We start from the raw sequence: 24,656 nt of genomic DNA, 5'->3' as shown, positions 1-24,656 counted from the left end.
TCGCGTGATACGTCACAGTGACGTGCTGCTGCCCGTGGCCTCGACGAGGGCGCTGTAGGCGGCCTCGGCGGCGCGTCCGGGCGGGGTGTCCGCCGGGGCGTGGGCGAGGAAGGTGCGGGTGGGCCCGCTGTGGGCGATGTGGCCCTGCACCAGGACGGTGACGTGGTCGGCTTCCTCGGCGAGGTCGGCGACGTCGTGGGTGGACATCAGTACGCGGACACCGGAGCGGGTGACCTGGTTCAACAAGTCGCGGAAGACGCGGCGCTGGCGGGGGTCCATGCCGGCGGTCGGCTCGTCCAGGAGGAGCAGGTGGGCGTCGTGGACGAGTGCGCCGGCCACGCCGAGACGTCGAAGCTGACCGCCCGACAGCTCCGTCGTCTTCGTGCCGGCCCGGTCGCTCAGGCCGACGGCGTCCAGTGCCTGGGCCGCCTTCTCCCAGGCGGGCTTGCTCGACATGCCTTTGAGCCAGCCGCAGTAGGCGACCTGTTCACGTGCGGTCAGACCGTGCATCGCGGTGACGGACTGCGGCATCCAGGCGACAGCTCGTCGGTAGGAAGTGGTTCCCGCGCGCAGCCCGTCGAGGGACACCGTCCCGCTTTCCGGGCGGGTGACGGAAGCCGCGAGCCGCAGCAGGGTCGACTTGCCCGCCCCGTTGGCGCCGAGCAGCACGGTCAGCCCGTCCGGGAGCCGGTAGGTGAGGCCGTTCAGTACGGGGGGACGGCGGCGGCGGTAGCGGTAGGTGCAGTCGGACAGTTCCAGGGTCATAAGGTCCTCCGCGTGGATCGTGCCAGCACGGCCAGGCCGGCGGTGAGGGTCAGCGTCGTGAAGGCCAGGGAGAATGCAGATGACGCAGGATGGCCGACGATTGTCCAGCGGTACAGGGCGCCGTCCGGGGCGAAGCCGAAGAAGACGACGATGGCCAGCCAGGCGGGCCCGGTCATCACCGCGCCCTGGCCCAGCACGGGCCGCAGACACAGCATGAGGCCGACCAGGAAGCAGGTGTCGCGTCCCGCGGCGACGGCCCTCGCCGAATCGGACACCGCGGCGAGCGCCAGGGTGACTGCCACAGCTAGGACGCCGGTGGTGGCGGCCAGAGCCGTATCGGTCAACCGTACCGGCCGTACCGCGACGGTCTCGGCCTCCGGCAGCCGGTTGTCCAGGCACCACCCCAGGGCCGACACGACGGGCACCGGGGCGAACAACAGCAGTTGCACAGGCACCGATACGGAGGACAGGAGAGACAGAATCGGGACTGCGGCGCCCTGCTGGGTGGCGGCCGCCATTGTTGTGAAGACGGCCAGCGCCATGGCCAGGGCCCACAGACGGCGGGCTCTGACCCACCACCACACCCCGCGCCGGGTCATGGCGAGCCCGCAGGGCACGCGGCGCGCAGCGTCGCCCGGTACCACGCCGCCTGCTGGTCCTCGGGCAGTTCCCGGGCCTTGTCGTAGGCCTGTTCGGCCCGTTCTTGTACGACCGTTTCGTCGGGCGCGCCCGTGCTGTTGGTGGCGACGTCCTTGCGCAGGCTGTGCTGCGTCCCTGTGAGATGGGTCGCCCATAGTGTCGCGGCCAGCAACCGTGCCGGGTCCGGGTGGGGGCACGGGGGAACGACGGCTGCCACGGTGACCGCATAGCGGAGCTGCCCTTCTCGGGCTGCGGCGGTGAGCGGCGGACGCCAGATGCGCGCCGTGGAGGGCCGCTCGCCCGCCTGGCGGCCCTGGGTGACGTTATCGCTGACCAGTGCGGGGGTGAGTCTGACTCCCGCGGCGCCGAATACCCTGATCACCTGGGCCACTTCGCGCTGCGCCGGCTCCAGGGAATCGCTCAGCGTCTGTGGAACGCACACCCGTGGTGCGCTGCCCGAACAGGCCGTGGGTGCCTGGTCGGCCAGAAGAGGCGGGGTGTAGCCCCATTCCGCGGCCATCGCACATGCGGCCCCGCTGCCGGAGGCGATCACCGCCAGGGCCAGGACCATACGCGGGACGGCCTTGCCCAGGCGAGCCCACCCCAGCGCGAGAGCCAGCGCGATGCTGCCGGTCAGCAGGACATGAGGCAGCAGCACCCGGTACGGGACGGCTTCCCCGAGCATCAACTTGTTGAAGAACGCGCCGGAGACGTTGCGCAGCCATGCGGGATCCAGGGTGACGCTGTAACTGACGATCACCCATACGCCGATGGCCAGCACCGGAGCGGCGATGGCCTTGGGCACCCACTGCCCGACGGCGAAACCGATCACGGCGTGCGCCAGGCACACCACCACGGCCAGCCATACCGGCCGCAGGCTCGGCTCGGTGGGCCACACGCCGTAGTCCACCAGGGCCACGGCGACCGGAAGAATCACCGTCAGCCAGCCCAGGACAACCACCGGCCACAGCACGCCGGCGGCGATCCGGTACCGGCTACGGGCTGGAGCCAGCCGCCAGACGCCCGCTTCCTTCAGCCTGCCGCTCTCCCACGCCGCCAGCGCTGCGACGGCCGCGTAGGCAAAGGCATAGGCCGCATACAAAGGAGCGGAGACCACCGTGGGGGCGTACCCGTACACCTCTCCTGCCGGTTTGCTGGCACCGCCGATGTAGTAAAGAACCGGAATGGCCACGACGAACGGTGCCGCCCACAGCGCGCTGCTGGAACGAACCCGGCTCCAAAGCCGCACCCAACCTCCTTTTGCCCGCGGCCGATGGGGCGAATCACCCTGGCCTCGTACCGTCATTCCCGTCCTGGTCGGACGGAGTGGAGCGCGCCGCCGGGACCCTGCCGGTCGGTATGACCGCAGGGCCCGGACGGCGACAGGATCGGTACGGGCTGATGCCGTACTGATCGACTGATCGGGCCCTTACCTCACATAGACTTTGTAAACACTCAGTGTGCTGGCCCCACTGAGGCTATCGATCTTGAAGTAGTACTTCCCCGAACCAAGTCCACTCCACGTTCCCTTGCTGAAGTTGTCGGGGAAGGGCTTCGTGCACTGGGTGAACGTCCTCAGGCCGAGTTTCGGGTCCGGATTCCAGTCGCCCGCTTCGCGGCGCGGCCGTTACATGCCGACGCGGTCACGAAGTGGTCGCATGTCGAATGCGCTCGCCACTCGCGCCAATCTCTGGAATGTCGACGCCTGAATTTCGCCTGCCGGGTTGTGCTCAGTCGCGCGCGGCCTGCGTAGGCCCAGGGCGGCAACCGCACCGACAGGCGCCGGTGAGGGACGCCTTGTGTGGTGAGAATCGTGATCAGGTGCATCAGGGGGCGTTCTTGAAGGTGGCTCAAACTCGATCATGTCCGTGGCCGGCAACGATCTGGTGGCTCGGAAGGGCCGGTTCGGCATTCCCGGGCTCGGCATCTCGGACGCCTTCGGGCCTGCGGCGCCCCTGTAGGCCCGGTGCCCCGCACACGCCCTCCAGAAAATCATGCAGGCACGCTTGATTGTTTCCCCCCGCGCTGCCACGCTCGAACCCGCACCGCCCGATTCAACGCGCCCTGCCCGGACGGCAGATGGCCGACGAAAGGAGCGCTCGGTGTCCGACGTCAAGGCCGTACTGGCGGATCTGAGGGACGAGGGGGCCGCGCTCGACGCCCTGGTCGGCGACCTGGCGCCGGAGCGGTGGGCGCTGCCGACCCCGGCCGAAGGCTGGACGGTCGCCCACCAGATCGGACACCTGACCTGGACCGACCGGCAGGCCCTGCGCTCCGCCACCGACCCCGCCGCCTTCCGGGAAGCGGCCCAGCAGGCCCTGGCCACCCCCGCGACCTTCGTCGACGAGGGCGCGGCGCAGGAAGCGCAGGCGCCGCCCACCCGCCTGCTGGAGCGCTGGCGGCAGGGCCGCTTCGAGCTTCAAGAGGTGCTCGCCGCACGGCCCGCCGGAGAAAAACTCCCCTGGTACGGGCCACCGATGAGCGCCGCGTCGATGGCGACCGGGCGCCTGATGGAGACCTGGGCGCACGGCCAGGACATCGCCGACGCGCTCGGCGTGTCACACGAACCCACCGCGCGGCTGCGACACGTGGCCCGCATCGGCGTACGGGCACGGAACTTCGCGTACGCGGCCAACGGACTGCCCGCCCCGGCGGAGGAGTTCCGGGTGGAGCTGCGCGCCCCCGACGGCGGCACCTGGGCGTTCGGCCCGCAGGACGCGACGCAGCGGGTGACCGGCGACGCCCTCGGCTTCTGTCTGCTGGTGACCCGGCGCGCCCACCGCGACGACGTGGACGTACGGGCCGAGGGGCCGGACGCCGACCGCTGGCTGGGCATCGCCCAGGCGTTCGCGGGCCCGCCGGGCAAGGGCCGTGAGCCGGGCGGGAGGAGCGCCCGGTGACCGGCGGCGACGTGCTGCGCGTCGGCAACGCCTCGGGCTTCTACGGCGACCGCTTCGACGCCGTGGCCGAGATGCTCACCGGCGGCCCGCTGGACGTCCTGACCGGCGACTACCTCGCCGAGCTGACCATGCTCATCCTGGGCCGCGACCGGCTCAAGGATCCCACGCGCGGCTACGCGAAATCGTTCCTGCGGCAGATGGAGGACAGCCTCGGGACGGCCGTCGAGCGCGGCGTGCGGCTCGTCACCAACGCCGGTGGCCTCAACCCCGCCGGACTCGCCGACGCGGTTCGGGACCTGGCCGGCCGGCTCGGCGTCCCGGTCCGGGTGGCGCACGTGGAGGGCGACGATCTGCTGCCCCGGTACCGCGGGCGCGAGGGGGTGCTGACCGCCAACGCCTACCTGGGCGGCGCGGGCATCGCCGCGTGCCTGCGCGCCGGTGCCGACGTGGTCGTGACCGGCAGGGTAACGGACGCCGCGCTGGTCAGCGGGGTGGCGGCGGCGCACTTCGGCTGGGCGCCCACGGACCACGACCGGCTGGCGGGCGCGGTCGTCGCGGGCCACGTCCTGGAGTGCGGCACCCAGGCCACCGGCGGCAACTACTCCTTCTTCACCGCGCACGACCCGCGCCACCCCGGCTTCCCGCTCGCCGAGATCACCGCCGACGGCTCCTCGGTGATCACCAAGCACCCCGGCACGGGCGGCGCGGTGACCACCGGCACGGTCACCGCCCAGCTCCTGTACGAGACGTCCGGCGCGCGCTACCCGGGCCCGGACGTGACCGCGCGGCTGGACACCGTACGCCTCACGCAGGAGGGCCCGGACCGGGTGCGTATCGACGGCGTACGCGGTGAGGCGCCCCCGCCGACGCTGAAGGTGGGCCTCACCCGTCTCGGCGGCTGGCGCAACGCGCTCACCTTCGTCCTGACCGGCCTGGACATCGAGGCCAAGGCCGCGCTGGTACGGCAGCAGATGGAAGCGGCCTTCGACGCGGCGAAGCACCGTCCGGCGTCCGTGACATGGACGCTGGCCCGGACCGACCACGCGGACGCCGCCGTCCAGGAGGAGGCGAGCGCCCTGCTGCGACTGGTGGTGCGGGACGCCGACCAGGACGCGGTGGGCCGGGTGGTCAGCGGGGCGGCCGTCGAGCTGGCGCTGGGCAGTGTCCCCGGGTTCCACGTGACGGCACCACCGGGCAGGGGCGAGCCGTACGGCGTCTTCGAGGCGGAGTACGCGGACGCGGCGGACGTACCGCACACCGCCGTACTCCCGGACGGCAGTCGCGCCGAACCGCCGCCCCCCGCGGAGACCCGCGAGCTGTCGCCGCTTCCCGGGCCCGCCCTCCCCGAGCCCCTCGCCCACGACGGCCGGACGCGCCGCGCCCCTCTCGGCCTGGTGGCCGGTGCCCGCAGCGGCGACAAGGGCGGCTCCGCGAACGTCGGCGTGTGGGCCGGTACGGACGCGGCCTGGCGCTGGCTGGCGCACGAGCTGACCACCGACCGGCTGCGCGCGCTGCTCCCGGAGACGGCGGAGCTGCCCGTCACCCGGCACGTGCTGCCCAACCTGCGTGCCCTGAACTTCGTGATCGACGGCCTGCTCGGTGCGGGCGTCGCCGCGCAGGCCCGCTTCGACCCGCAGGCCAAGGCGCTGGGGGAGTGGCTGCGCGCCCGCCACGTGGACATACCGGAGGTACTGCTGTGACCGTGCTCGGCAGCCGACTGGACCCGACCGGGCCCGAGTACACGGCCAACCGTGAGGCGATGCTCGCCAAACTGGCGGAGGTCGAGGCGGAGCACGCCAACGCCATCGGCGGAGGCGGCGCGAAGTACGTCGAACGGCACCGCAAACGCGGCAAGCTGCTCGCCCGCGAACGCATCGAGCTGCTCCTCGACCCCGACACACCGTTCCTCGAACTGTCGCCGCTGGCCGCCTGGGGCAGCGACTACCCGGTGGGCGCCTCGCTGGTCACCGGCATCGGTGTCATCGAGGGGGTGGAGTGCCTGGTCACCGCCAACGACCCGACCGTACGCGGCGGCGCCTCCAACCCCTGGACGCTGAAGAAGGCCCTGCGCGCCAACGAGATCGCCTTCGCCAACCGGCTGCCCGTCGTCTCCCTCGTCGAGTCCGGCGGCGCGGACCTGCCCAGCCAGAAGGAGATCTTCATCCCGGGCGGCGCGCTGTTCAAGGACATCACCCGGCTCTCCGCCGCCGGCATTCCCACCGTCGCCGTGGTCTTCGGGAACTCCACCGCGGGCGGCGCGTACATCCCCGGCATGTCCGACCACGTGATCATGGTCAAGGAGCGGGCGAAGGTCTTCCTCGGCGGCCCGCCACTGGTCAAGATGGCAACCGGCGAGGAGAGCGACGACGAGTCGCTGGGCGGCGCCGAGATGCACGCCCGCACCTCCGGCCTCGCCGACCACTTCGCGCTGGACGAGCCGGACGCGCTCCGCCGGGCCCGCCGCGTCGTCGCGCGCCTCAACTGGCGGAAGGCCCACGCCGACCCCGGCCCGGCCATACCGCCCCAGTACGAAGGGGACGAGCTGCTGGGCATCGTCCCCGGCGACCTGAAGGCGCCCTTCGACCCCCGCGAGGTGATCGCGCGGATCGTGGACGGCTCGGACTTCGACGAGTTCAAGCCGCTGTACGGGCCGAGCCTGGTCACCGGCTGGGCCGAGCTGCACGGTTACCCGGTCGGCATCCTCGCCAACGCCCAGGGCGTGCTGTTCAGCGCGGAGTCGCAGAAGGCCGCCCAGTTCATCCAGCTCGCCAACCAGCGCGACGTCCCGCTGGTCTTCCTGCACAACACCACCGGCTACATGGTCGGCAGGGAGTACGAGCAGGGCGGCATCATCAAGCACGGCGCCATGATGATCAACGCGGTGTCCAACTCCCGGGTCCCGCACCTGTCCGTCCTGATGGGCGCCTCGTACGGCGCCGGGCACTACGGCATGTGCGGGCGCGCCTACGACCCGCGCTTCCTGTTCGCCTGGCCGAGCGCCAAGTCCGCCGTGATGGGCCCGCAGCAGCTCGCCGGGGTGCTCTCGATCGTGGCCCGCGCCTCCGCCGCCGCCAAGGGGCAGCCGTACGACGACGAGGCGGACGCCGGGCTGCGCGCCATGGTCGAGCAGCAGATCGAGTCCGAGTCGCTGCCGATGTTCCTGTCCGGGCGGCTGTACGACGACGGCGTCATCGACCCGCGCGACACCCGGACCGTCCTCGGCCTGTGCCTGTCCGCCGTCCACACCGCCCCCGTCGAGGGCGCGCGGGGCGGCTTCGGCGTCTTCCGGATGTGAGGAACCAGTGATCTCTTCCCTCCTCGTCGCCAACCGTGGCGAGATCGCCCGCCGCGTCTTCCGCACCTGCCGGGACCTGGGCATCACGGCGGTGGCCGTGTACTCCGACGCGGACGCCGACGCCCCGCACGTCCGCGAGGCCGACGCCGCCGTACGCCTGCCGGGCAGCGCCCCCGCCGACACCTACCTGCGCGGCGACCTGATCGTGAAGGCCGCGCACGCCGCCGGCGCCGACGCCGTCCACCCCGGCTACGGCTTCCTCTCCGAGAACGCCGGCTTCGCCGCCGCCGTCGCCGACGCCGGCCTGACCTGGGTCGGCCCGCCGCCCGCCGCCATCGAGGCGATGGCCTCCAAGACGCGCGCCAAGGAGCTGATGGCCGCGGCCGGGGTGCCGCTGCTCGCCCCCGTCGACCCGGACCGCGCCACCGACGCCGACCTGCCGCTGCTGGTCAAGGCGGCCGCGGGCGGCGGCGGGCGCGGTATGCGCGTCGTACGGGAACTGGCCGGCCTGCCCGCCGAACTGGCGGCGGCGCGGGCCGAGGCCGCGGCGGCCTTCGGGGACGGCGAGGTGTTCGCCGAGCCGTACGTCGTCGGCGGCCGGCACGTCGAGGTGCAGGTCCTCGCCGACGCGCACGGCACCGTCTGGACGCTCGGCACCCGCGACTGCTCCCTCCAGCGCCGCCATCAGAAGGTCATCGAGGAAGCCCCCGCGCCCGGCCTCTCCGACGGTCTGCGCACCACCCTGCACACCGCCGCGGCCGACGCCGCCCGCACCATCGGCTACCGCGGCGCGGGCACCGTCGAATTCCTCGTCTCCGCCACCGGGCACGCCCACTTCCTGGAGATGAACACCCGCCTCCAGGTCGAGCACCCGGTCACCGAGGCCGTGTACGGCGTCGATCTGGTCGCCCTCCAGGTGCGGGTGGCCGAGGGCGCGGCACTGCCGGACGAGCCGCCCGCGCCGCGCGGCCACGCCGTTGAAGCCCGGCTGTACGCGGAGGACCCGGCGGCGGACTGGCAGCCGCAGACCGGCACGCTGCACCGCCTGGCCGTGCCCGACGGCGTCCGCCTCGACTCCGGCGTGGCCGACGGCACCGTCATCGGCGTCCACTACGACCCGATGCTCGCCAAGGTCATCGCCTGGGCGCCGACCCGCGCCGAGGCCGTACGGAAACTGGCGGGCGCGCTGGAACGGTCCCGCGTGCACGGCCCGGTCACCAACCGCGACCTGCTCGTACGATCCCTGCGCCACCCGGATTTCGCCACCGCCGACGGCCTGGACACCGGCTTTTACGACCGCCACCTCGACGCCCTCACGGCCGGTCCCGACACCACGGTCACCGGCCTGTGCGCCCTGGCCGCCGCCCTCGCCGACGCCCACGGCCGGTCCCGCTTCGGCGGCTTCCGCAACGTACCGTCGCAGCCGCAGACCAAGACGTACACCTGCGGGGGCACCGAGCACGGGATCCGCTACCGGATCGGCCGCGACGGCCTGCACGCCGAGGACTTCCCCGGCGTACGGCTGCTGTCGGCCGCACCCGGCCACGTCGCGCTCGAAACGGGCGGGGTCCGCCGCGAGTTCACCGTCGCCCGCTACGGCGACCAGGTCTTCGTCGACTCCGCCACGGGCTCCCGCGCCCTCACCGCCCGCCCCCGGTTCCCCGACCCCGCCGCGCGCAGGGAACCGGGCTCGCTGCTCGCCCCCATGCCCGGCACGGTCGTCCGGGTTGCCGACGGCCTGGCCGAAGGGGACCGCGTCGAGGCGGGGGCCCCGCTGCTCTGGCTGGAGGCGATGAAGATGGAACACAAGGTCACCGCACCCGTCTCCGGCACGCTGACCGCCCTGCACGTCACGGCCGGCCGGCAGGTCGAGGTCGGCACGCCGCTGGCCGTTGTCACCGAGTGAGACACCGGCTCCGACACCCTTCCCCCCTCCGAAGGAGTCCCCGTGCGCAACCCCGTGATCGAGACCGAGGAACACCGCGCCCTCCGCGCGTCCGTCGCCGCGCTCGGCAAGCGCTACGGACGCGAGTACTTCGCCCGCGTCGTCGCCGAGGGCAAGCACACCGACGAGCTGTGGGCCGAAGCCGGCCGGCTCGGCTACCTCGGCGTGAACCTCCCCGAGGAGTACGGCGGCGGAGGCGGCGGCATCGCTGAACTCTCCATCGTGCTGGAGGAGCTGGGCGCGGCCGGCTGCCCGCTGCTCATGCTCGTCGTCTCGCCCGCCATCTGCGGCACCGTCATCGCCCGCTTCGGCACCGAGGACCAGAAGCGGACCTGGCTGCCCGGCCTTGCCGACGGCTCCCGCAAGATGGCCTTCGGCATCACCGAACCGGACGCCGGCTCCAACTCGCACCGCATCACCACCACCGCCCGCCACGACCCGGCCACCGGCGCGTGGGTCCTCAACGGGCGCAAGGTCTTCATATCCGGCGTGGACATCGCGGAGGCCACCCTCATCGTCGGCCGCACCGAGGACGCCCGTACCGGCCGGCTCAAGCCCTGCCTGTTCATCGTCCCGCGCGACACCCCCGGCTTCGGGCGCAGCCGGATCGCCATGGAACTGGCGGCGCCGGAGAAGCAGTTCGAGCTGACACTGGACGACGTACGGCTGCCCGCCGACGCCCTCGTGGGCGGGGGCGCCTCCGATGCCGAAGGCCAGGGGGGAGCGGACGCGGGCCTGCTCCAGCTCTTCGCCGGGCTCAACCCCGAGCGCATCATGACCGCCGCGTTCGCGCTCGGCATGGGCCGTTACGCGGTCGGGCGGGCCGTCGACTACGCCCGGACCCGCCAGGTCTGGAAGGAGCCCATCGGCGCCCATCAGGCCCTCGCCCACCCCCTCGCCCAAGTCCGCATCGAGCTGGAACTCGCCCGCCTGATGATGCAGAAGGCCGCCCACCTGTACGACGCGGGCGACGACGTGGGCGCGGGCGAGGCCGCCAACATGGCCAAGTACGCGGCGGCGGAAGCGGCCGTGAAGGCGGTGGACCAGGCGGTGCACACCCTCGGCGGCAACGGTCTGACCCACGAGTACGGCCTCGCCACCCTGATCACCGCCGCCCGCGTCGCGCGGATCGCGCCGGTCAGCCGCGAGATGATCCTCAACTACGTCTCCCACCAGAGCCTGGGGCTCCCGAAGTCGTACTGACGGGCCGCGCGCGGCACCGCGGACGCCGTGCTGACAACCGCACCGCCAACCGCGATGCTGCACGCACACGGACAGGCGCCCGCCCGCGCCCCGTACCGGCACCGGGCGAGCGCCGCTGCTGAGGGGATGGCCATGGTCTTTCACAGTCAGTACGCCGATGTCGCGCCCGTGGACCTGCCGATCCACGAAGCCGTACTGGGCCGCTCGGCCGCCGAGCACGCCGCGCTGCCCGCCCTGATCGACGGCCAGGACGGCACCACGGTCAGCTACGCCGAACTCGACGGCGCCACCCGCCGGATCGCCGCCGCCCTGGCCGACGCCGGGGTCGGGGCCGGTGACGTGCTCGCCCTGCACAGTCCCAACACCATCGTCTACCCGGCCGTCTTCTACGCCGCCTCACGCTGCGGCGCGGCCGTCACCACCGTCCACCCGCTGGCCACCTCGGGGGAGTTCGCCCAGCAGTTGCGCGACTCCGGCGCCAACTGGATCGTCACCGTCTCCCCGCTGCTGGAGACGGCCCGCAGCGCCGCCGAACAGGCCGGCGGCATCACCGAGGTCTTCGTCTGCGACGGCGCCGTGGGACACCGCTCCGTACGCGACATGATCGCCTCCACCGCGCCCGAACCCGCCGTCCCCATCGACCCCGTCCGGGACATCGCCGTCCTGCCGTACTCGTCCGGTACCACCGGCACGCCCAAGGGCGTCATGCTCACCCACCGCTCCATCGCCACCAACCTCGTCCAGCTCGACAAGCTGATCAGCAGCGGCCCCGGCGACCGTGTCCTGGCCGTCCTGCCCTTCTTCCACATCTACGGCCTGACCGCCCTGATGAACGCCCCGCTGCGCAACGGCTCCACCGTCGTCGTGCTGCCCCGCTTCGACCTCGAACACTTCCTGCGCACCATCGAGAAGTACCGCGTCAACGCGGTCTATGTGGCCCCGCCCATCGTCCTGGCCCTCGCCAAGCACCCGTCCGTCACCCAGTACGACCTGTCCTCGCTCGACTACATCGTCAGCGCCGCGGCCCCGCTCGACGCCCGGCTCGCCGCCGCCTGCGCCCGCCGCCTCGGCATCCCGCCCGTCATGCAGGCGTACGGCATGACCGAACTCTCGCCCGGCACCCACGCCGTACCGCTCGGCGCCGCGCACCCGCCGCCCGGCACGGTCGGCAAACTCCTGCCCAGCACCGAGATGCGCATCCGCTCCATGGACACCGGCGAGGATCTCGGCGCCGGCGAGAGCGGCGAGATCCTCATCCGCGGCCCGCAGGTCATGAAGGGCTACCTCGGACGGCCCGCGGAGACCGACGCGATGATCGACACCGCCGGCTGGCTGCACACCGGCGACATCGGGCAGGTGGACGCCGACGGCTGGCTGTACGTCGTGGACCGCGTCAAGGAACTGATCAAGTACAAGGGCTACCAGGTCGCCCCGGCCGACCTCGAAGCGGTGCTGCTCAGCCACGAGGGCATCGCGGACGCCGCGGTGATCGGCGTCACCGACGCGGACGGCAACGAGATCCCGAAGGCGTACGTCGTTCGCCGGCCCGGCGAGCAGGGGGACCGGCTCACCGAGGACGACGTCATCGCGTACGTTGCCGGGCAGGTCGCCCCGTACAAGAAGGTACGGCGGGTGGAGTTCACGGACGCCGTGCCACGCGCCGCCACCGGCAAGATCCTGCGGCGCGAACTGCGCGCCAGGGAAAGGAGTTCCACGGCCTCATGACCGACGCCACCCCGGACGCCACGAGCAACGCCGCACCGACGGCACCCGACACCACCCCGGACGCACCGGACGCACCGGACGCACCGGACGACGCGCTGATACGGCACGCCCACGACCGGGGCGTCACCACCCTCACACTGGACTCCCCGCACAACCGCAACGCCCTCTCCCGGCGCCTGGTGGGCGAGCTGCACGCGGCACTGGCGGCCGCCGCCGACTCCGCCGGCACGCGTGCCGTGCTGCTCACGCACACCGGGACGACGTTCTGCGCGGGGGCCGACCTGGCGGAGGCGACCGGAGCCGCGGACGAGGAAGGCGCCGCCGTCTCCGGTCCGCTCGGCCTCGCCCGCCTCCTGCGGACGATCGTCGAACTCCCCAAGCCCGTCGTCGCCAGGGCCACCGGCCACGTCCGGGCCGGCGGCCTCGGCCTGCTGGGCGCCTGCGACCTGTCCGTGGCGGGCCCCGGCGCCACCTTCGCCTTCACCGAGGCCCGCCTCGGCCTCGCGCCCGCCGTCATCTCCATGCCGCTGCTGCCCCGTATGGACCCGCGGGCCGCCGCCCGCTACTACCTCACCGGCGAGCGCTTCGACGCCGCCGAGGCGGCCCGTACCGGTCTGGTGACCCTGGCCGCCGACGACCCGGACGCCGCACTGGAACCCGTCCTCGCCGGCCTGCGCAAGGGTTCCCCCCAGGGCCTGGCGGCCTCCAAGGCCCTGGTCACCGCGGAGGTCCGGCGCGCCTTCGACCGCGACACGGCGGCCCTCGCGGACACCTCGGCCCGCCTCTTCGCCTCCGACGAGGCCCGGGAGGGCATGACCGCCTTCCTCCAGCGCAGGCAGCCGTCGTGGGCACGGTGACCTCCGCGCGCGGCCCCAAGGAGCCGCAGCAGGAACGCAGCCGCGCCACCCGTCGCGCCCTCCTGGAGGCGGCCGTCTCCTGCCTCGCCGAACGCGGCTGGAGCGGCAGCACGGTCGCCGTCGTCGCGGAACGCGCGGGCGTCTCGCGGGGGGCCGCCCAGCACCACTTCCGTACCCGCGAGGACCTGTTCACGGCGGCCGTCGAACACGTCGCGGACAAGCGCCGGGGCGCGCTGAAGGCCGTGGCGCACGACCTGCCGCCCGCCGGCTCCGCCGCCCGCACCCGGATCGTCGTCGAGGAGATCGTCGGCCTCTACACGGGCCCGCTCTTCCGCGCCGCCCTGCACCTGTGGGTGGCCGCCTCCGACGAGGAGCAGCTCCGCGCCCGGGTCACCGCCCTGGAGTCCCGCGTCGGCCGCGAGGCGCACCGTACGGCGGTCGGCCTGCTGGGTGCCGACGAGTCGGTCCCCGGTGTCCGGGAGACCGTGCAGGGCCTCCTCGACATGTCCCGTGGCCTCGGCCTCGCCACCCTCCTCACCGACGACAAGCCGCGCCGCGACCGCGTGGTGACGCAGTGGGCGCACATCCTGGACACGGTGCTGAACGGGGCGGGGCCGCCGCCTCCGTAGCGTTACCCGTCGGCATCCGCGGACGCGTCGAGGCGGCGGGCCAGCGCGCGTACGAGGTCCCGAAGCTCCGCGGGGCGTTCGATGACGAACGGGCGGTCCAGCGCGGCCAGTAGGGGAGGAATCCAGTCCAGTCGCTCGGCCCGGATGTGGACGCGGACCCACGCGGGCCCGTCGTCCGACAGGGCGGCGATCCCGGCCGGCAGACGGGTACGGAGGTGTTCGACGCTGCTCCGGACGCGCACCGAGACCTCGTGGGTCCACGGCGTGTGGGCCAGGCGGTCCAGCACCGTCGCCGCCGGGTCGAAACCGTTCGGAATGTCAAAGGAACCGGACAGCGCCCGGACCGAAGTGATCCGGTCCAGCCGGAAGATCCGTACCTCCCCGCCGCCCTGACCGGCGCCGGTCAGATACCACCGCCCGGAGTGCGCCACGAGACCGTACGGCAGGACCGTACGGTCGCTGTCGCCGCCCGTGCGGTCGGTGTACGCGAAGGCCACCGGCCGCTGCCGGCGTACGGCCTCGGCGAGTTCGAGCAGCACCGCCGCTTCCGGCGGCGCGGCGGGCCGGGCCCGCTCGGTGAAGTCGGCCGTCTCCAGCAGCGCCTCCAGCCGCCGCCGCAGGGCCGCCGGCAGCACCCGCCGCACCTTCGCCGCGGCGCTCTCACCGGCCGCGGGGGAGGCGGCACCCGGCCCGCCCCGCTGCCCGGCGAGCAGGCCGAGCAGTACGGCCAGGGCCTCCTCGTCGGTGAGCATCAGCGGGGGCATCCGGTAGCCGGGGGCGAGGCGGTAGCCGCCGTGGCGGCCCCGCACCGCGTCGACGGGGATGCCCAGGTCCAGCAGGTGGCCGACGTAGCGGCGGACGGTGCGCTCGTCGACGCCGAGGCGGCCGGCCAGTTCGGGAACGGTACGGATGCCGCCGCCCTGAAGGATCTCCAGCAGGGCGAGCACCCGGGCGGTGGTCGTGGTCACACCGGACAGTCTGGCGCCCATACCGGGCGGAACCTGTCCGGTATCGGTCCTAGCGTGGGCGACGCCCGGCGACACCCGTCGATCCGGGCCCTCTCCCCCTGCCAGGAAGCCGGCCCATGAACTTCGTCTCCCTCCGCGTGATCACCGACGACGTCGCCCGCCTCGTCGGGTTCCACGAACGCCTCACCGGCGTCCCGGCCACCTGGTCGACCCCCGAATTCGCCGAACTCGGCACGCCGTCCTGCACCCTGGCGATCGCCGGCAGCCGCACGGTGGCCCTGTTCGGCGCCGGAACCGCACGGGCCGCCGCCAACCACACGGCGATCATCGAATTCCGCGTCGCCGACGTCGACGCGGAACACCGACGTCTGGCGGCCCTGGGCTGCGTGTTCGTCCAGGAGCCCACGACCATGCCGTGGGGCAACCGCTCCCTGCTCCTGCGCGACCCCGACGGCAACCTGGTCAACCTGTTCACGCCCGTCACCGCGGACGCCGTACGCCGTCAGGAGCGCCGGGCCCCGCGGCCCGCGTCGGCTCGGTGAGCGCGCGGAGCCCGGCGCCGCACCCCTGCGGCGTCGGCTCCGTACGGCCGGACGGCCCCGCTACGCGGGCAGCGTGTAGCCCTCCACCGACTCGGGCCCCCGCGGCCCCGGGCCGACGTACTTGGCCGACGGCCGGACCAGGCGGCCGGTGCGCTTCTGCTCCAGGATGTGCGCACTCCAGCCCGCCGTACGGGCACAGGTGAACATCGACGTGAACATGTGCGCCGGGACCTCGGCGAAGTCCAGCACGATCGCCGCCCAGAACTCCACGTTCGTCGCCAGGACGCGGTCCGGACGCCGGTTGTGCAGCTCCTCCAGAGCGGCCTTCTCCAGCGCCTCCGCGACCTCGAAGCGCGGCGCGCCCAGCTCACGGGCGGTGCGCCGCAGCACCCGGGCCCGCGGGTCCTCGGCCCGGTACACCCGGTGGCCGAAGCCCATCAGCCGCTCGCCGCGGTCCAGCGCCTGCTTGACGTACGCCGTCGCGTCACCCGTCCGCTCAATCTCCTCGATCATGCCGAGGACCCGGGACGGCGCCCCGCCGTGCAGCGGCCCGGACATCGCGCCGACCGCGCCCGACAGCGCGGCCGCCACGTCGGCACCGGTCGAGGCGATGACCCGCGCCGTGAACGTGGACGCGTTCATGCCGTGCTCGGCCGCCGAGGTCCAGTACGCGTCCACCGCCGCGACGTGCTTGGGGTCCGGCTCGCCCCGCCAGCGCTTCATGAAGCGCTCGACGATCGTGCCGGCCTTGTCGATCTCCTTCTGCGGCACCATCGGCAGGCCCTGCCCGCGCGCCGACTGCGCGACGTACGACAGCGCCATGACCGCGGCCCGCGCCAGCTCGTCCCGGGCGGTCTGCTCGTCGGTGTCCAGCAGCGGCTTCAGGCCCCACACCGGGGCGAGCATGGCCAGCGCCGACTGCACGTCCACCCGGATGTCCCCCGAGTGGACCGGGATCGGGAACGGTTCGGCCGGCGGCAGCCCCGGGTTGAACGACCCGTCGACCAGCAGCCCCCACACGTTCCCGAAGGAGACCTTGCCGACCAGGTCCTCGATGTCGACACCGCGGTAGCGCAGCGCCCCGCCTTCCTTGTCCGGTTCGGCGATCTCCGTCTCGAACGCGACGACTCCTTCGAGTCCGGGTACGAAGTCGGACATCAGGCGGCTCCTCAAGATGGGGACGACATGCGGCTCATGACCAAGATGCCGTGCGTTCGAGATCTGTCAGGTCTGGTCGGGCGGTGCGTCGACGCGTCCGGAGTCCGGCACGGCGGCCGGGCGGCGGACGGCTCCGGTGGACCACCGGGGCCGCGGGCCGCCCGGGGCGTCGGACGGCCGGTCCGGGCCGCCGGTCCGGTTACGCGGCCGCCCCTGCGGCTCGCGGTCCGTACCGGTCACTCCCGTCATGCCCCGCGCGGGCGTTGGTCACCCGACCGGAACCCGTGGCTTCCCGCCCGGAGCACGTCACTTCGATCACGTCAGGGCGGACACGATATCCCGCGCCGACCGTGCGCCACAGTTGCTCGCGGCACGATTCTGGCCGGTCCGGTACGTACCGGGAAGCGTGAGATCCGGCACACCGGACCATTCGCTTACGGGAGGGTTACGGCACGCCGTCCAAGGGCAGACTTCCCTGCCACCCGGCTGCCCCAACAGGCCCTCATGCTGCAAGATGTGGCCGTGCACTCCGCCGACACACCCACCCCGGACCCGCTCGACCCCTCCGCCATGCGGGCGCAGTACCGCGCCGAGGGGCTCGCCGAGGCAGAACTCGCCCCCAGCCCGTACGACCAGTTCGCGCGCTGGTTCAAGGACGCGGCCACGAGCGGACTGCACGAGCCGAACGCGATGGTCGTCTCGACCGCCGACGCCGCGGGCCGCCCCAGCTCAAGGACCGTGCTCCTCAAGCGGTTCGACGAGCACGGCTTCGTCTTCTTCACCAACTACGGCAGCCGCAAAGGCCGCGACCTGGCGCAGAACCCGCACGTCTCGCTGCTCTTCCCCTGGCACCCGCTCGCCCGCCAGGTCATCGTGACCGGCACGGCCGCCCGCATCGGACGTGACGAGACCGCCGCGTACTTCCGCACCCGCCCGCACGGCTCCCAGCTCGGCGCCTGGGCCAGCGACCAGTCCACGCCGGTCGCCTCCCGCGCGGAGCTGGAACGCGCCTACGACGACCTGGCGGCCCGCTACCCCGAGGGCGAGCAGGTCCCGGCGCCGCCGCACTGGGGCGGCGTACGGGTCGTCGCTCAGGCCGTCGAGTTCTGGCAGGGCCGGGAGAACCGCCTGCACGACCGGCTCCGGTACGAGCGGGAGGCAGGGGGCGAGGACTGGGCCGTGGTGCGGCTGGCGCCCTGAGGCGCCGACGCGCCCAGGGGACGCGCCCCGAACGCAAACGACCCGCGGGCTGCTTCCCCCGCGCCTTCAGGCGCGAAGGGGCCGGTCGGACGAACCGGCAGCCCGCGGGTCGGGTGACTGCTTGGGATTGGCCGGCTGCGCAGTTGTCTCCTGCGCTGGTCCGGCGCTGCACACTGAGTGCGACGACGGGCCGCTAGCCCGCAGCCACCTCACGCGTCCGGTGCGAAATCATCTGCCGAACCACCTCCCTTCTCGTGTGCCTCACACCCTAGGAACCGGTCCGGCGGCCGCACAACCGAATTTCCCGCGGCAGCGATTTCCGCGAATGGGGTGTGGCCCGCGTCACGTTCCAGTTGAATGATCCGGCGTGCAGCACGTACGGCCGCGTTCGTAGGGGGTGCCAGTGGCTGCTTCGTCTTCGTCGTCCTCGTCGTCTTCGTCGTCCTCGTCGTCTTCGTCTTCGTCTTCGTCGTCGTCCTCGTCGCACCGCTTCGAGCCCGTACCGCCCGGGGGGCCGGGCCGGGGGGCCGACCGGGGCGGCCCGCCTCCCGACGACGCCCGCACGGACGAGTGCCTCGACCCGGACCCGCAGCCGGACAGCGACGACTCCGGCCTGCTCGCCGCCCTGCTGGACGGGATGGACGCCGCGCTGTGCGCCTTCGGCGCGGACGGCTCGGTCACGCACTGGAACCGCGAGGCGGAACGCATCCTCGGCTGGACGGCGGACGAGGCGGTCGGCCGGCCCGGACTGGCCGGCTGGGCGGTCCGCAAGGAGGACGCCGACGAGGTGGAGGCCCGCCTGCTGGCGGCGTCGCGGTCGCCGGGGCGTCAGGTCCACGAGTTCGCGCTGCTGACGAAGGACGGGCGCCGTGTCCTGGTGCGGACCCAGTCCTCCGCGGTGCTCGGGCCCGACGGCCGGGCCGCGGGCGTGTACTGCGCGTTCAGCGAGGTGCACACACAGATCGACCTGGAACGCTCCATCGCGCTGAGCGAGGCGCTCTTCGTGGACGCCTCCTGGGCCGTGGTGCTGGTCGACGCCGACCTGCGGCCCGCGGTCGTCAACGCGCACGCCGCACGCGCCCTGGGAAAGGGCCGCACGGCCGTGCTCGGGCGCCCGCTGGGCGACCTGCTGACCCAGGGCGTGGAGGAGCTGGAGAGCGCTCTGACGCACGTCCTCGCGGAAGGCACCCCGCCCGCCGCCGCCGAACTGTGGGTGACGCTCCGGTCCGACGAGGCCGAACAGACCCGCCGGTGCTGGCGCAGCGGTTTCGTACGGCTGGCCTCGCCGCTGGCGGAGGAGCCGGTACCGCTCGGCGTCGGCTGGCTCTTCCAGGACGTCACGGACGCCAAGCGCACGGAACAGGAAAGCGCCCTGCTCCGCTTCCGCGCCCAGCAACTGCACCGGGCCGGCCGGGCCGCGGGGGAGTGTGAGGACCCGCTGGAGGCGGCGGCGGTCCACCTGGACTTCGCCCTGGCGGGGTTCGCCGATCACGGGTTGGTGGATGTGGTGGGAGCCGGGGCCGACGGAGGCGGCGCGGAAGACGGCGCCACTGACGGCGGCGGTGCCGGGCCTGCCTCGGGGAGCGCGCCCACCCTCGTCCGGGCCATCGCGTCACCCACCGGCGCTCCCGGCCCCTCCGAGGCGGTGCCCCCGACCGGGATTCCGGTGGCCTACGGGCCGGGCCACCCGGCCGCGCAGGCGCTGGAACGGTGCGGCTCGGTGCGGGCCGGCGCGGGCCCGGCGATCGCGGAGGGCTGGGCCGCGGCCCGCAAGTGGCCGGACGGCACCGTGCACGGCCTGTGCGCGGTGCTGCGCAGCCGGGGCCGGACGCTGGGCGTGGTGACGTTCCTGCGCGGGCCCTCGCGGCGCCCCTTCGACCGGGCGGACGCGGCGTACGCGGAGGACATCGCCTCCCGGATCGCCGCGGCCCTCGACTTGGCGGGGCGCCCTGCGGCGTTCTGAGGGGGTGGGGGCTGAGGGGGCGCGGCGGGGTTCCGGGAGGGGCGGCGGGGCCTTTTGAGGGGGCGGCGGGGCTCCGGGAGGCGTCGGGGCTCCGAAAGGGGACAGTGGGGGCCCAGGGAGCGGCGGGCCCGCTACTGCCGGTAGTAGATCCGGTCCGCGTACTCCCGCATCACCCGGCCGTTCCAGTCGTGCCCGCCGTCCACGTTCCCGGAGCGCAGCAGCGGCGGGTCGATGCCCCGGTCGGCCAGCACCCCCGCGGCCGTCGCGACGACGGACTGCATGATCGCGCTGGTGACGACCGTCGAGGCCGGGGCGAACGGCGCCTCGATGCCCGGCAGCGTCAACTCCGCGTCGCCCACCGGGATCTTGCTGTCCAGGACGATGTCGCAGTGGTCCCGGAGGTACGTGCCGGAGACGTGCCGGGACTTGGTCTCCTGCGCGTACGCCACCGACGTCAGCCCGATGACCTTGAGGCCGAGCGCTCGCGCGTTCATCGCCATCTCCACCGGCAGCGAGTTGCGCCCGGAGAGGGAGATGACGATCAGTACGTCACCCTCCTCCAGGGGGCTGGTGTCCAGGACCGCCCCGGCCAGCCCGTCCACCCGCTCCAGCGCGCTGCCGAGCGTCGCGGGCCGAACGTCGACGCCGACGACACCCGGGACGGCCAGCAGGTTCATGACGGCGAGGCCGCCGGCCCGGTAGACGGTGTCCTGCGCGGGAAGGGAGGAGTGCCCGGCGCCGAAGGTGAAGACCCGGCCGCCGGCCTCGACGGTGTCGGCGATGAGCGTCCCGGCGGCGCCGATCCGCTCGTCCTCCTCGTCGCGCACCCGGCGCAGCAGGTCGATCGCGGCGTCGAAGTACTGCCCGGCCAACCGGTTGCTCTCGCCCATCGCCGCGGGGCCCCTCTCGTCGGTCCTCATCGGTCTTGTACGTTGGTCTTCGTACATTTGTCCAACGTTCTGTGCCCTCCCCGCCGGGGGCGTCCGTGATCCGGACGTGCCGGTCGCGGTCCTGGCGGGACAGCCGTGGCGCGGATCACGTTGCGGTCTGGACCAGTGCCCTGTCAATACGGTGCACCACACCGCGCGCGACCGGACGGACACCTTCCGGCCGCCCGGACGCCGTCCGGCCGCCGCCGCGCCGCAGGGCGGGTGCCGCCGTACCGGGGCATCGGGACGGTCCGGCCGGAGCGGACGCGGACCCGTTGTCAGTGGGATGCGTCAGAATTGAGGTCAGGGCCACCGCACGACACATCAAGGGGCACGCATGTCCGGACTGATCGACACCACGGAGATGTATCTCCGCACCATCCTTGAGCTGGAAGAGGAAGGTGTGGTCCCGATGCGCGCCCGGATCGCCGAGCGGCTCGAACAGAGCGGCCCGACGGTCAGCCAGACCGTGGCGCGCATGGAGCGGGACGGCCTGCTCACGGTCGCGGGCGACCGCCACCTGGAGCTGACCGAGGAGGGCCGCCGGCTGGCGACCCGCGTCATGCGCAAGCACCGGCTCGCCGAGTGTCTGCTCGTCGACGTCATCGGGCTGGAGTGGGAGCAGGTGCACGCCGAGGCGTGCCGCTGGGAGCACGTGATGAGCGAGGCGGTCGAGCGCCGCGTCGTGGAGCTGCTGCGGCATCCGACGGAGTCGCCGTACGGCAATCCGATCCCGGGCCTGGAGGAGCTGGGCGAGAAGGCCGAGGCCGACCCGTTCCTGGACGCCGGCATGGTGAGCCTGATGGACCTGGAGGCCGGCGCGGACGGCAAGACGGTCGTGGTGCGCCGGATCGGCGAGCCCATCCAGGCGGACGCCCAGCTCATGTACACCCTGCGGCGGGCCGGGGTGCAGCCGGGCGCGGTGGTCAGCGTGACCGAGTCGTCCTCGGGTGTCCTCATCGGCAGCAGCGGTGAGGCGGCGGAGCTGGAATCCGAGATCGCCGCCCACGTTTTCGTGGCCAAGCGCTGACCCGCCCGCGCCGCTCGCCGCCCGGCTGACCTGGCCCGACGGCCATCCCGGCGCAGTGCTCAACTGCTGTACCACCGGACGGAGTTGGCGGAACGCGAGCAAAGCGGCCGGTGGCGTGTCACGCTGGCGCTGAATGCGTGCGTGAAGGCTCGGTGCGCCCGTGAAGGCTTGCCGGGGGCCGTGCGGCGATGCCGTGCGTCCTCGGCGGGCCTGCGTCTACGCGACGCCGGCGGGCTCATGACGTGTGGCGCCTAGGACCTGGGGTGAGGCGGCCGGCGACGGGCAGGGCGTGAGCGCCTGCCGCCGTGGCCCCGGGTCGGGGAGGGGGCTCGGGTGAGGAGCGGTCCGTCGCGACCCCCGGCCCGGCCTGGGGTGACGTACTCGGCCCCCGAAGGTGCGCCGGGGCCGCCATGCGCAACGACGCGGGTACGCGCGACGAGGCGGGTCTGTGTGACGGGGCGGGTGCGCGCAACGACGCGGGCCTGTGTGGCGCCGCGGGTACGCGCAACGACGCGGGCGAGTGTGACAAGGCGGACGCGCACGACGGCTTCGACTTCGGGAAGTCGCGGGCGTGAACGCGGGAGGCGAATGCCGGGGCGGGCGCCGTGTCCGGCCGTAACGGGCTTCCGTGGCCGCTGCCGTGAGGTCCGCGCCAGGCGCACTCGCCGGCGCGGCGACCGTGGCCCCGTGAACGTCCAGGGCCCCGGCGCTGCGAGCAGCCGGGGCCCCGCCTCCCCACGTCCCCCCGCCAAGACCCGGAGCCCCGAGCTCTCAGGGTCTTTCCCCGTGGGCCCCCTTCCCGGTGGGGCCCGCCTCCCGCTACGTGTCTCCCCTCGGCGAGGACCGGCAATCCTTGGGTGTGGTCACCCGAACGAGGGTTATTGGGCGCGGAAACAGCTTATTCGAATAGGGGTTCGATAGTGTGGGGCTGTTCAAGGACCGAATGGGGGTGCCAAGGCCCGTGGTGCGGCGTATCGACGTGACGGGGGCCGGCGGCGTCCGGCTCGCCGCCTGGGAGTTCACCGACCCGCCGAAGGCCGGCCGGGGCGGGGAGCAAGGAGAGCGCGGCCCCGGCGTGCTGCTCCTGCACGGCCTCATGGGGCGCGCGTCGCACTGGGCCGAGACCGCCCGCTGGCTCGGCTCCCGCTGCCGTGCCGTCGGCCTGGACCAGCGCGGCCACGGCCGCAGCGAGAAGCCCCAGGACGGTCCGTACGACCGCGAGGCGTATGTCGCCGACGCCATCGCCGCCATCGAACAGCTCGGCCTGGCGCCCGCCGTCCTGATCGGCCACTCCATGGGCGCCCTGACGGCCTGGCAGGTGGCCGCCCGCCGGCCCGACCTCGTCAGCGCGCTGGTCGTCTGCGACATGCGGGCCTCCGCCCTGGGCGCGGCCTCGCAGCAGGAGTGGGCGGCCTGGTTCGCCTCCTGGCCGGTCCCGTTCGCCACCCTCGCGGACGTCCGCAAGTGGTTCGGCGAGGACGACCCGACCCTGGAACGGTCCAAACCGGCCCGCGGCGAGTTCTTCGCCGAGATCATGGCCGAGCGGGCCGACGGCTGGCGCCCGGTCTTCTCCCGCCACCAGATGCTCACCGCCCGCGAGACCTGGGTCCACGACGCGCACTGGGAGGACCTCGCCCTGGTCCAGTGCCCCACGCTCGTGGTGCGCGGCCTGGACGGCGAACTGGGCCGCGCGGAGGCCCAGGAGATGGTCCGCGTCCTGCCGCACGGCGTCTATGCCGAAATACCGGACGCCGGGCACTGGCTCCCCTGGGAAGCCCCCGAGGAGTGGCGGGCGGTACTGGGCCCCTTCCTCGAATCCGTCCTCCCCGCCTGACCACCGCTGCCGCTCCCGCCGCCACCGCCACTCCCGTCGCGCATGCCTGCCGAGGCCGCCGGGGCGTCGATAGTGTCGGTGACCATGCGCCTTCTTGTTCTTGGTGGTACGTCCTTCGTGGGCCGCGCGATCGTCGAGGATGCCCTGCGTACGGGGGCGGAGGTGACCCTGTTCGGCCGGGGCCGCACCAACCCGGATCTCTTCCCGCACCTGACCCGGCTCATCGGCGACCGCGCCACCGGCGACTACTCCGCGCTGCGGGCGGGCAGTTGGGACGCGGTCGCCGACGTCAGCGGCTACGTCCCGCGGCACGTCCGGCAGGCGATGGACGCCCTGGGCGACCGTGTCGGCCGGTATCTGTTCATCTCCAGCCACGCGGTCTACGAAAGCGCCGGCCTGGCCCCGGGCAGCGACGAGGACACCCCGCGCCGCGCCCCCGTACGCGACACCGAGGAGCTGAGCGAAGCCACGTACGGCCCGCTCAAAGTGGCTTGCGAGGACGACGTGCTCGCCCGGTACGGCACCCGGGCGACACTCGTACGGCCGGGCAAGGTGGCCGGACCGCACGACTCGATGGACACGTTCACGTACTGGGTGCGCCGTGCCGCGCGCGGCGGCCGGGTGGCGCTGCCGGCCGACCCCGCCCAACCGGTGCAGGTCGTCGACTCGCGCGACCTGGCCCGCCTGGTGGTGCGGCTGCTCACCGACGGCCGCCCCGGAGCCTTCCAGGCGGTGGGCCCGGCCGAGCCGACGACCCTCGGTGAACTGATCGAAACCTGCGCCCGAGCGGCGGGCACCGAGATCGAGATCGTGCCGGTCCCTCCCGAGGGCGCGCCGCGTAGGTTCCCGCTCGTACGGCCGGACCGGCCCACCCAGCAGCGGAGTGCGGCACGCGCCCGAGCGGCGGGCATGCCCGCGACGCCGCTGGCGGTGACGGCGGCCGACGTGCTGGCCTGGGACCGCGCCCGGGGAGAGCCCCCGCTCCCGTTCGGCTACACCCCCGAGGAAGAACTGGCCGCCCTGGCCGCCCGGATGACCGCGCCGGCACCGCCCACCCCCTGAGCGGAGGGGCGA

The 24,656-nt window shown here is 73.4% G+C and carries 21 protein-coding genes; 15 read left to right on the top strand and 6 right to left on the bottom strand.

Translation table 11 applies throughout. From position 1 onward, the window contains the following. Positions 1–12 precede the first annotated feature (12 nt). The 3 genes from ACH4EB_RS18555 to ACH4EB_RS18545 are packed head-to-tail and all read right to left on the bottom strand — an operon-like array spanning position 13 to position 2,653. Positions 13–765: an ATP-binding cassette domain-containing protein gene (locus tag ACH4EB_RS18555; protein ID WP_398348602.1), complete on the bottom strand. Its 753-nt coding sequence runs from the start codon at positions 763–765 to the stop codon at positions 13–15. Then, entirely contained in the window at positions 762–1,364 is a 603-nt protein-coding gene (locus ACH4EB_RS18550; RefSeq protein ID WP_398348601.1) for a hypothetical protein, read from the bottom strand. Before ACH4EB_RS18550 ends, ACH4EB_RS18555 begins: the two co-directional genes overlap by 4 nt. Next, positions 1,361–2,653: a hypothetical protein gene (locus ACH4EB_RS18545; protein WP_398348600.1), complete on the bottom strand. Its 1,293-nt coding sequence runs from the start codon at positions 2,651–2,653 to the stop codon at positions 1,361–1,363. The genes ACH4EB_RS18550 and ACH4EB_RS18545 overlap by 4 nt, the downstream gene beginning before the upstream one ends. 853 nt (positions 2,654–3,506) lie before the next feature. On the opposite strand from ACH4EB_RS18545, the gene ACH4EB_RS18540 reads away from it, so the two are divergent. From ACH4EB_RS18540 to ACH4EB_RS18505, 8 genes are all read left to right on the top strand, one after another. After that, positions 3,507–4,304, top strand: coding sequence for a TIGR03084 family metal-binding protein (locus ACH4EB_RS18540; protein ID WP_398348599.1), 798 nt, complete (start codon positions 3,507–3,509; stop codon positions 4,302–4,304). Beyond that, positions 4,301–6,004, top strand: coding sequence for an acyclic terpene utilization AtuA family protein (locus ACH4EB_RS18535; protein WP_398348598.1), 1,704 nt, complete (start codon positions 4,301–4,303; stop codon positions 6,002–6,004). The genes ACH4EB_RS18540 and ACH4EB_RS18535 overlap by 4 nt, the downstream gene beginning before the upstream one ends. Beyond that, entirely contained in the window at positions 6,001–7,599 is a 1,599-nt protein-coding gene (locus ACH4EB_RS18530; protein WP_398348597.1) for an acyl-CoA carboxylase subunit beta, read from the top strand. Before ACH4EB_RS18535 ends, ACH4EB_RS18530 begins: the two co-directional genes overlap by 4 nt. Before the next feature lie 7 nt (positions 7,600–7,606). Beyond that, complete coding sequence (locus tag ACH4EB_RS18525; protein ID WP_398348596.1) at positions 7,607–9,505, top strand: acetyl/propionyl/methylcrotonyl-CoA carboxylase subunit alpha; 1,899 nt, start codon at positions 7,607–7,609, stop codon at positions 9,503–9,505. 42 nt (positions 9,506–9,547) lie between these two features. Then, positions 9,548–10,747, top strand: coding sequence for an acyl-CoA dehydrogenase family protein (locus ACH4EB_RS18520; RefSeq protein ID WP_398348595.1), 1,200 nt, complete (start codon positions 9,548–9,550; stop codon positions 10,745–10,747). Positions 10,748–10,879: 132 nt separating this feature from the next. Further along, the gene (locus ACH4EB_RS18515; protein WP_398348594.1) at positions 10,880–12,472 is read left to right on the top strand and encodes an AMP-binding protein; all 1,593 of its coding nucleotides are present in this window, start codon (positions 10,880–10,882) and stop codon (positions 12,470–12,472) included. Next, the gene (locus ACH4EB_RS18510) at positions 12,469–13,329 is read left to right on the top strand and encodes an enoyl-CoA hydratase family protein (RefSeq protein WP_398348593.1); all 861 of its coding nucleotides are present in this window, start codon (positions 12,469–12,471) and stop codon (positions 13,327–13,329) included. The genes ACH4EB_RS18515 and ACH4EB_RS18510 overlap by 4 nt, the downstream gene beginning before the upstream one ends. After that, positions 13,317–13,958 carry a TetR/AcrR family transcriptional regulator gene (locus ACH4EB_RS18505; protein WP_398348592.1) on the top strand — a complete coding sequence of 214 codons (642 nt, stop codon included), beginning with the start codon at positions 13,317–13,319 and terminating at the stop codon, positions 13,956–13,958. The genes ACH4EB_RS18510 and ACH4EB_RS18505 overlap by 13 nt, the downstream gene beginning before the upstream one ends. 2 nt (positions 13,959–13,960) lie before the next feature. On the opposite strand, the gene ACH4EB_RS18500 is transcribed toward ACH4EB_RS18505, so the two are convergent. Next, the gene (locus ACH4EB_RS18500) at positions 13,961–14,926 is read right to left on the bottom strand and encodes a helix-turn-helix transcriptional regulator (protein ID WP_398348591.1); all 966 of its coding nucleotides are present in this window, start codon (positions 14,924–14,926) and stop codon (positions 13,961–13,963) included. Between the two features lie 116 nt (positions 14,927–15,042). On the opposite strand from ACH4EB_RS18500, the gene ACH4EB_RS18495 reads away from it, so the two are divergent. Beyond that, on the top strand, positions 15,043–15,468 hold the full coding sequence (locus ACH4EB_RS18495) for a VOC family protein (protein WP_398348590.1): 426 nt from the start codon (positions 15,043–15,045) through the stop codon (positions 15,466–15,468). A gap of 60 nt (positions 15,469–15,528) precedes the next feature. Here ACH4EB_RS18495 and ACH4EB_RS18490 read toward each other — a convergent pair whose 3' ends face one another. Continuing rightward, complete coding sequence (locus ACH4EB_RS18490) at positions 15,529–16,626, bottom strand: citrate synthase 2 (RefSeq protein WP_398348589.1); 1,098 nt, start codon at positions 16,624–16,626, stop codon at positions 15,529–15,531. 504 nt (positions 16,627–17,130) lie between these two features. On the opposite strand from ACH4EB_RS18490, the gene pdxH reads away from it, so the two are divergent. Together pdxH and ACH4EB_RS18480 are read left to right on the top strand one after the other, a co-directional pair. Beyond that, entirely contained in the window at positions 17,131–17,826 is a 696-nt protein-coding gene (pdxH, locus tag ACH4EB_RS18485; protein WP_398348588.1) for a pyridoxamine 5'-phosphate oxidase, read from the top strand. A gap of 613 nt (positions 17,827–18,439) precedes the next feature. Further along, positions 18,440–19,789, top strand: a complete 1,350-nt coding sequence (locus ACH4EB_RS18480; RefSeq protein ID WP_398348863.1) for a PAS domain-containing protein — start codon at positions 18,440–18,442, stop codon at positions 19,787–19,789. 131 nt (positions 19,790–19,920) lie between these two features. Here ACH4EB_RS18480 and ACH4EB_RS18475 read toward each other — a convergent pair whose 3' ends face one another. After that, a complete protein-coding gene (locus ACH4EB_RS18475) occupies positions 19,921–20,679 on the bottom strand; it encodes an SIS domain-containing protein (RefSeq protein WP_398348587.1) in 759 nt (252 codons plus the stop codon). A 376-nt stretch (positions 20,680–21,055) separates the two neighbouring features. Here ACH4EB_RS18475 and ACH4EB_RS18470 point away from each other — a divergent pair, with 376 nt between their 5' ends. From ACH4EB_RS18470 to ACH4EB_RS18455, 4 genes are all read left to right on the top strand, one after another. Then, positions 21,056–21,748, top strand: a complete 693-nt coding sequence (locus ACH4EB_RS18470) for a metal-dependent transcriptional regulator (RefSeq protein WP_073759242.1) — start codon at positions 21,056–21,058, stop codon at positions 21,746–21,748. Positions 21,749–22,158: 410 nt separating this feature from the next. After that, entirely contained in the window at positions 22,159–22,323 is a 165-nt protein-coding gene (locus ACH4EB_RS18465) for a hypothetical protein (RefSeq protein WP_398348586.1), read from the top strand. Positions 22,324–22,709: 386 nt separating this feature from the next. Further along, positions 22,710–23,582 carry an alpha/beta fold hydrolase gene (locus tag ACH4EB_RS18460; protein WP_398348862.1) on the top strand — a complete coding sequence of 291 codons (873 nt, stop codon included), beginning with the start codon at positions 22,710–22,712 and terminating at the stop codon, positions 23,580–23,582. Positions 23,583–23,666: 84 nt separating this feature from the next. Next, entirely contained in the window at positions 23,667–24,644 is a 978-nt protein-coding gene (locus ACH4EB_RS18455) for an NAD-dependent epimerase/dehydratase family protein (protein ID WP_398348585.1), read from the top strand. Positions 24,645–24,656: the final 12 nt, after the last annotated feature.

This window comes from Streptomyces sp. NPDC018045 (genome assembly GCF_044327445.1).
Lineage (GTDB): Bacteria > Actinomycetota > Actinomycetes > Streptomycetales > Streptomycetaceae > Streptomyces.
This window is presented reverse-complemented; position numbering and strand designations above follow the sequence as displayed.

What these genes read in the sequence shown, in the direction of transcription:
- ACH4EB_RS18555 (WP_398348602.1), bottom strand. Translation starts at nt 765, where the DNA reads ATGACCCTGGAACTGTCCGACTGCACCTACCGCTACCGCCGCCGCCGT.
- ACH4EB_RS18550 (WP_398348601.1), bottom strand. Translation starts at nt 1,364, where the DNA reads ATGACCCGGCGCGGGGTGTGGTGGTGGGTCAGAGCCCGCCGTCTGTGG.
- ACH4EB_RS18515 (WP_398348594.1), top strand. Translation starts at nt 10,880, where the DNA reads ATGGTCTTTCACAGTCAGTACGCCGATGTCGCGCCCGTGGACCTGCCG.
- ACH4EB_RS18510 (WP_398348593.1), top strand. Translation starts at nt 12,469, where the DNA reads ATGACCGACGCCACCCCGGACGCCACGAGCAACGCCGCACCGACGGCA.
- ACH4EB_RS18495 (WP_398348590.1), top strand. Translation starts at nt 15,043, where the DNA reads ATGAACTTCGTCTCCCTCCGCGTGATCACCGACGACGTCGCCCGCCTC.
- ACH4EB_RS18490 (WP_398348589.1), bottom strand. Translation starts at nt 16,626, where the DNA reads ATGTCCGACTTCGTACCCGGACTCGAAGGAGTCGTCGCGTTCGAGACG.
- pdxH (WP_398348588.1), top strand. Translation starts at nt 17,131, where the DNA reads ATGCTGCAAGATGTGGCCGTGCACTCCGCCGACACACCCACCCCGGAC.
- ACH4EB_RS18475 (WP_398348587.1), bottom strand. Translation starts at nt 20,679, where the DNA reads ATGGGCGAGAGCAACCGGTTGGCCGGGCAGTACTTCGACGCCGCGATC.
- ACH4EB_RS18470 (WP_073759242.1), top strand. Translation starts at nt 21,056, where the DNA reads ATGTCCGGACTGATCGACACCACGGAGATGTATCTCCGCACCATCCTT.
- ACH4EB_RS18465 (WP_398348586.1), top strand. Translation starts at nt 22,159, where the DNA reads ATGCGCAACGACGCGGGTACGCGCGACGAGGCGGGTCTGTGTGACGGG.
- ACH4EB_RS18455 (WP_398348585.1), top strand. Translation starts at nt 23,667, where the DNA reads ATGCGCCTTCTTGTTCTTGGTGGTACGTCCTTCGTGGGCCGCGCGATC.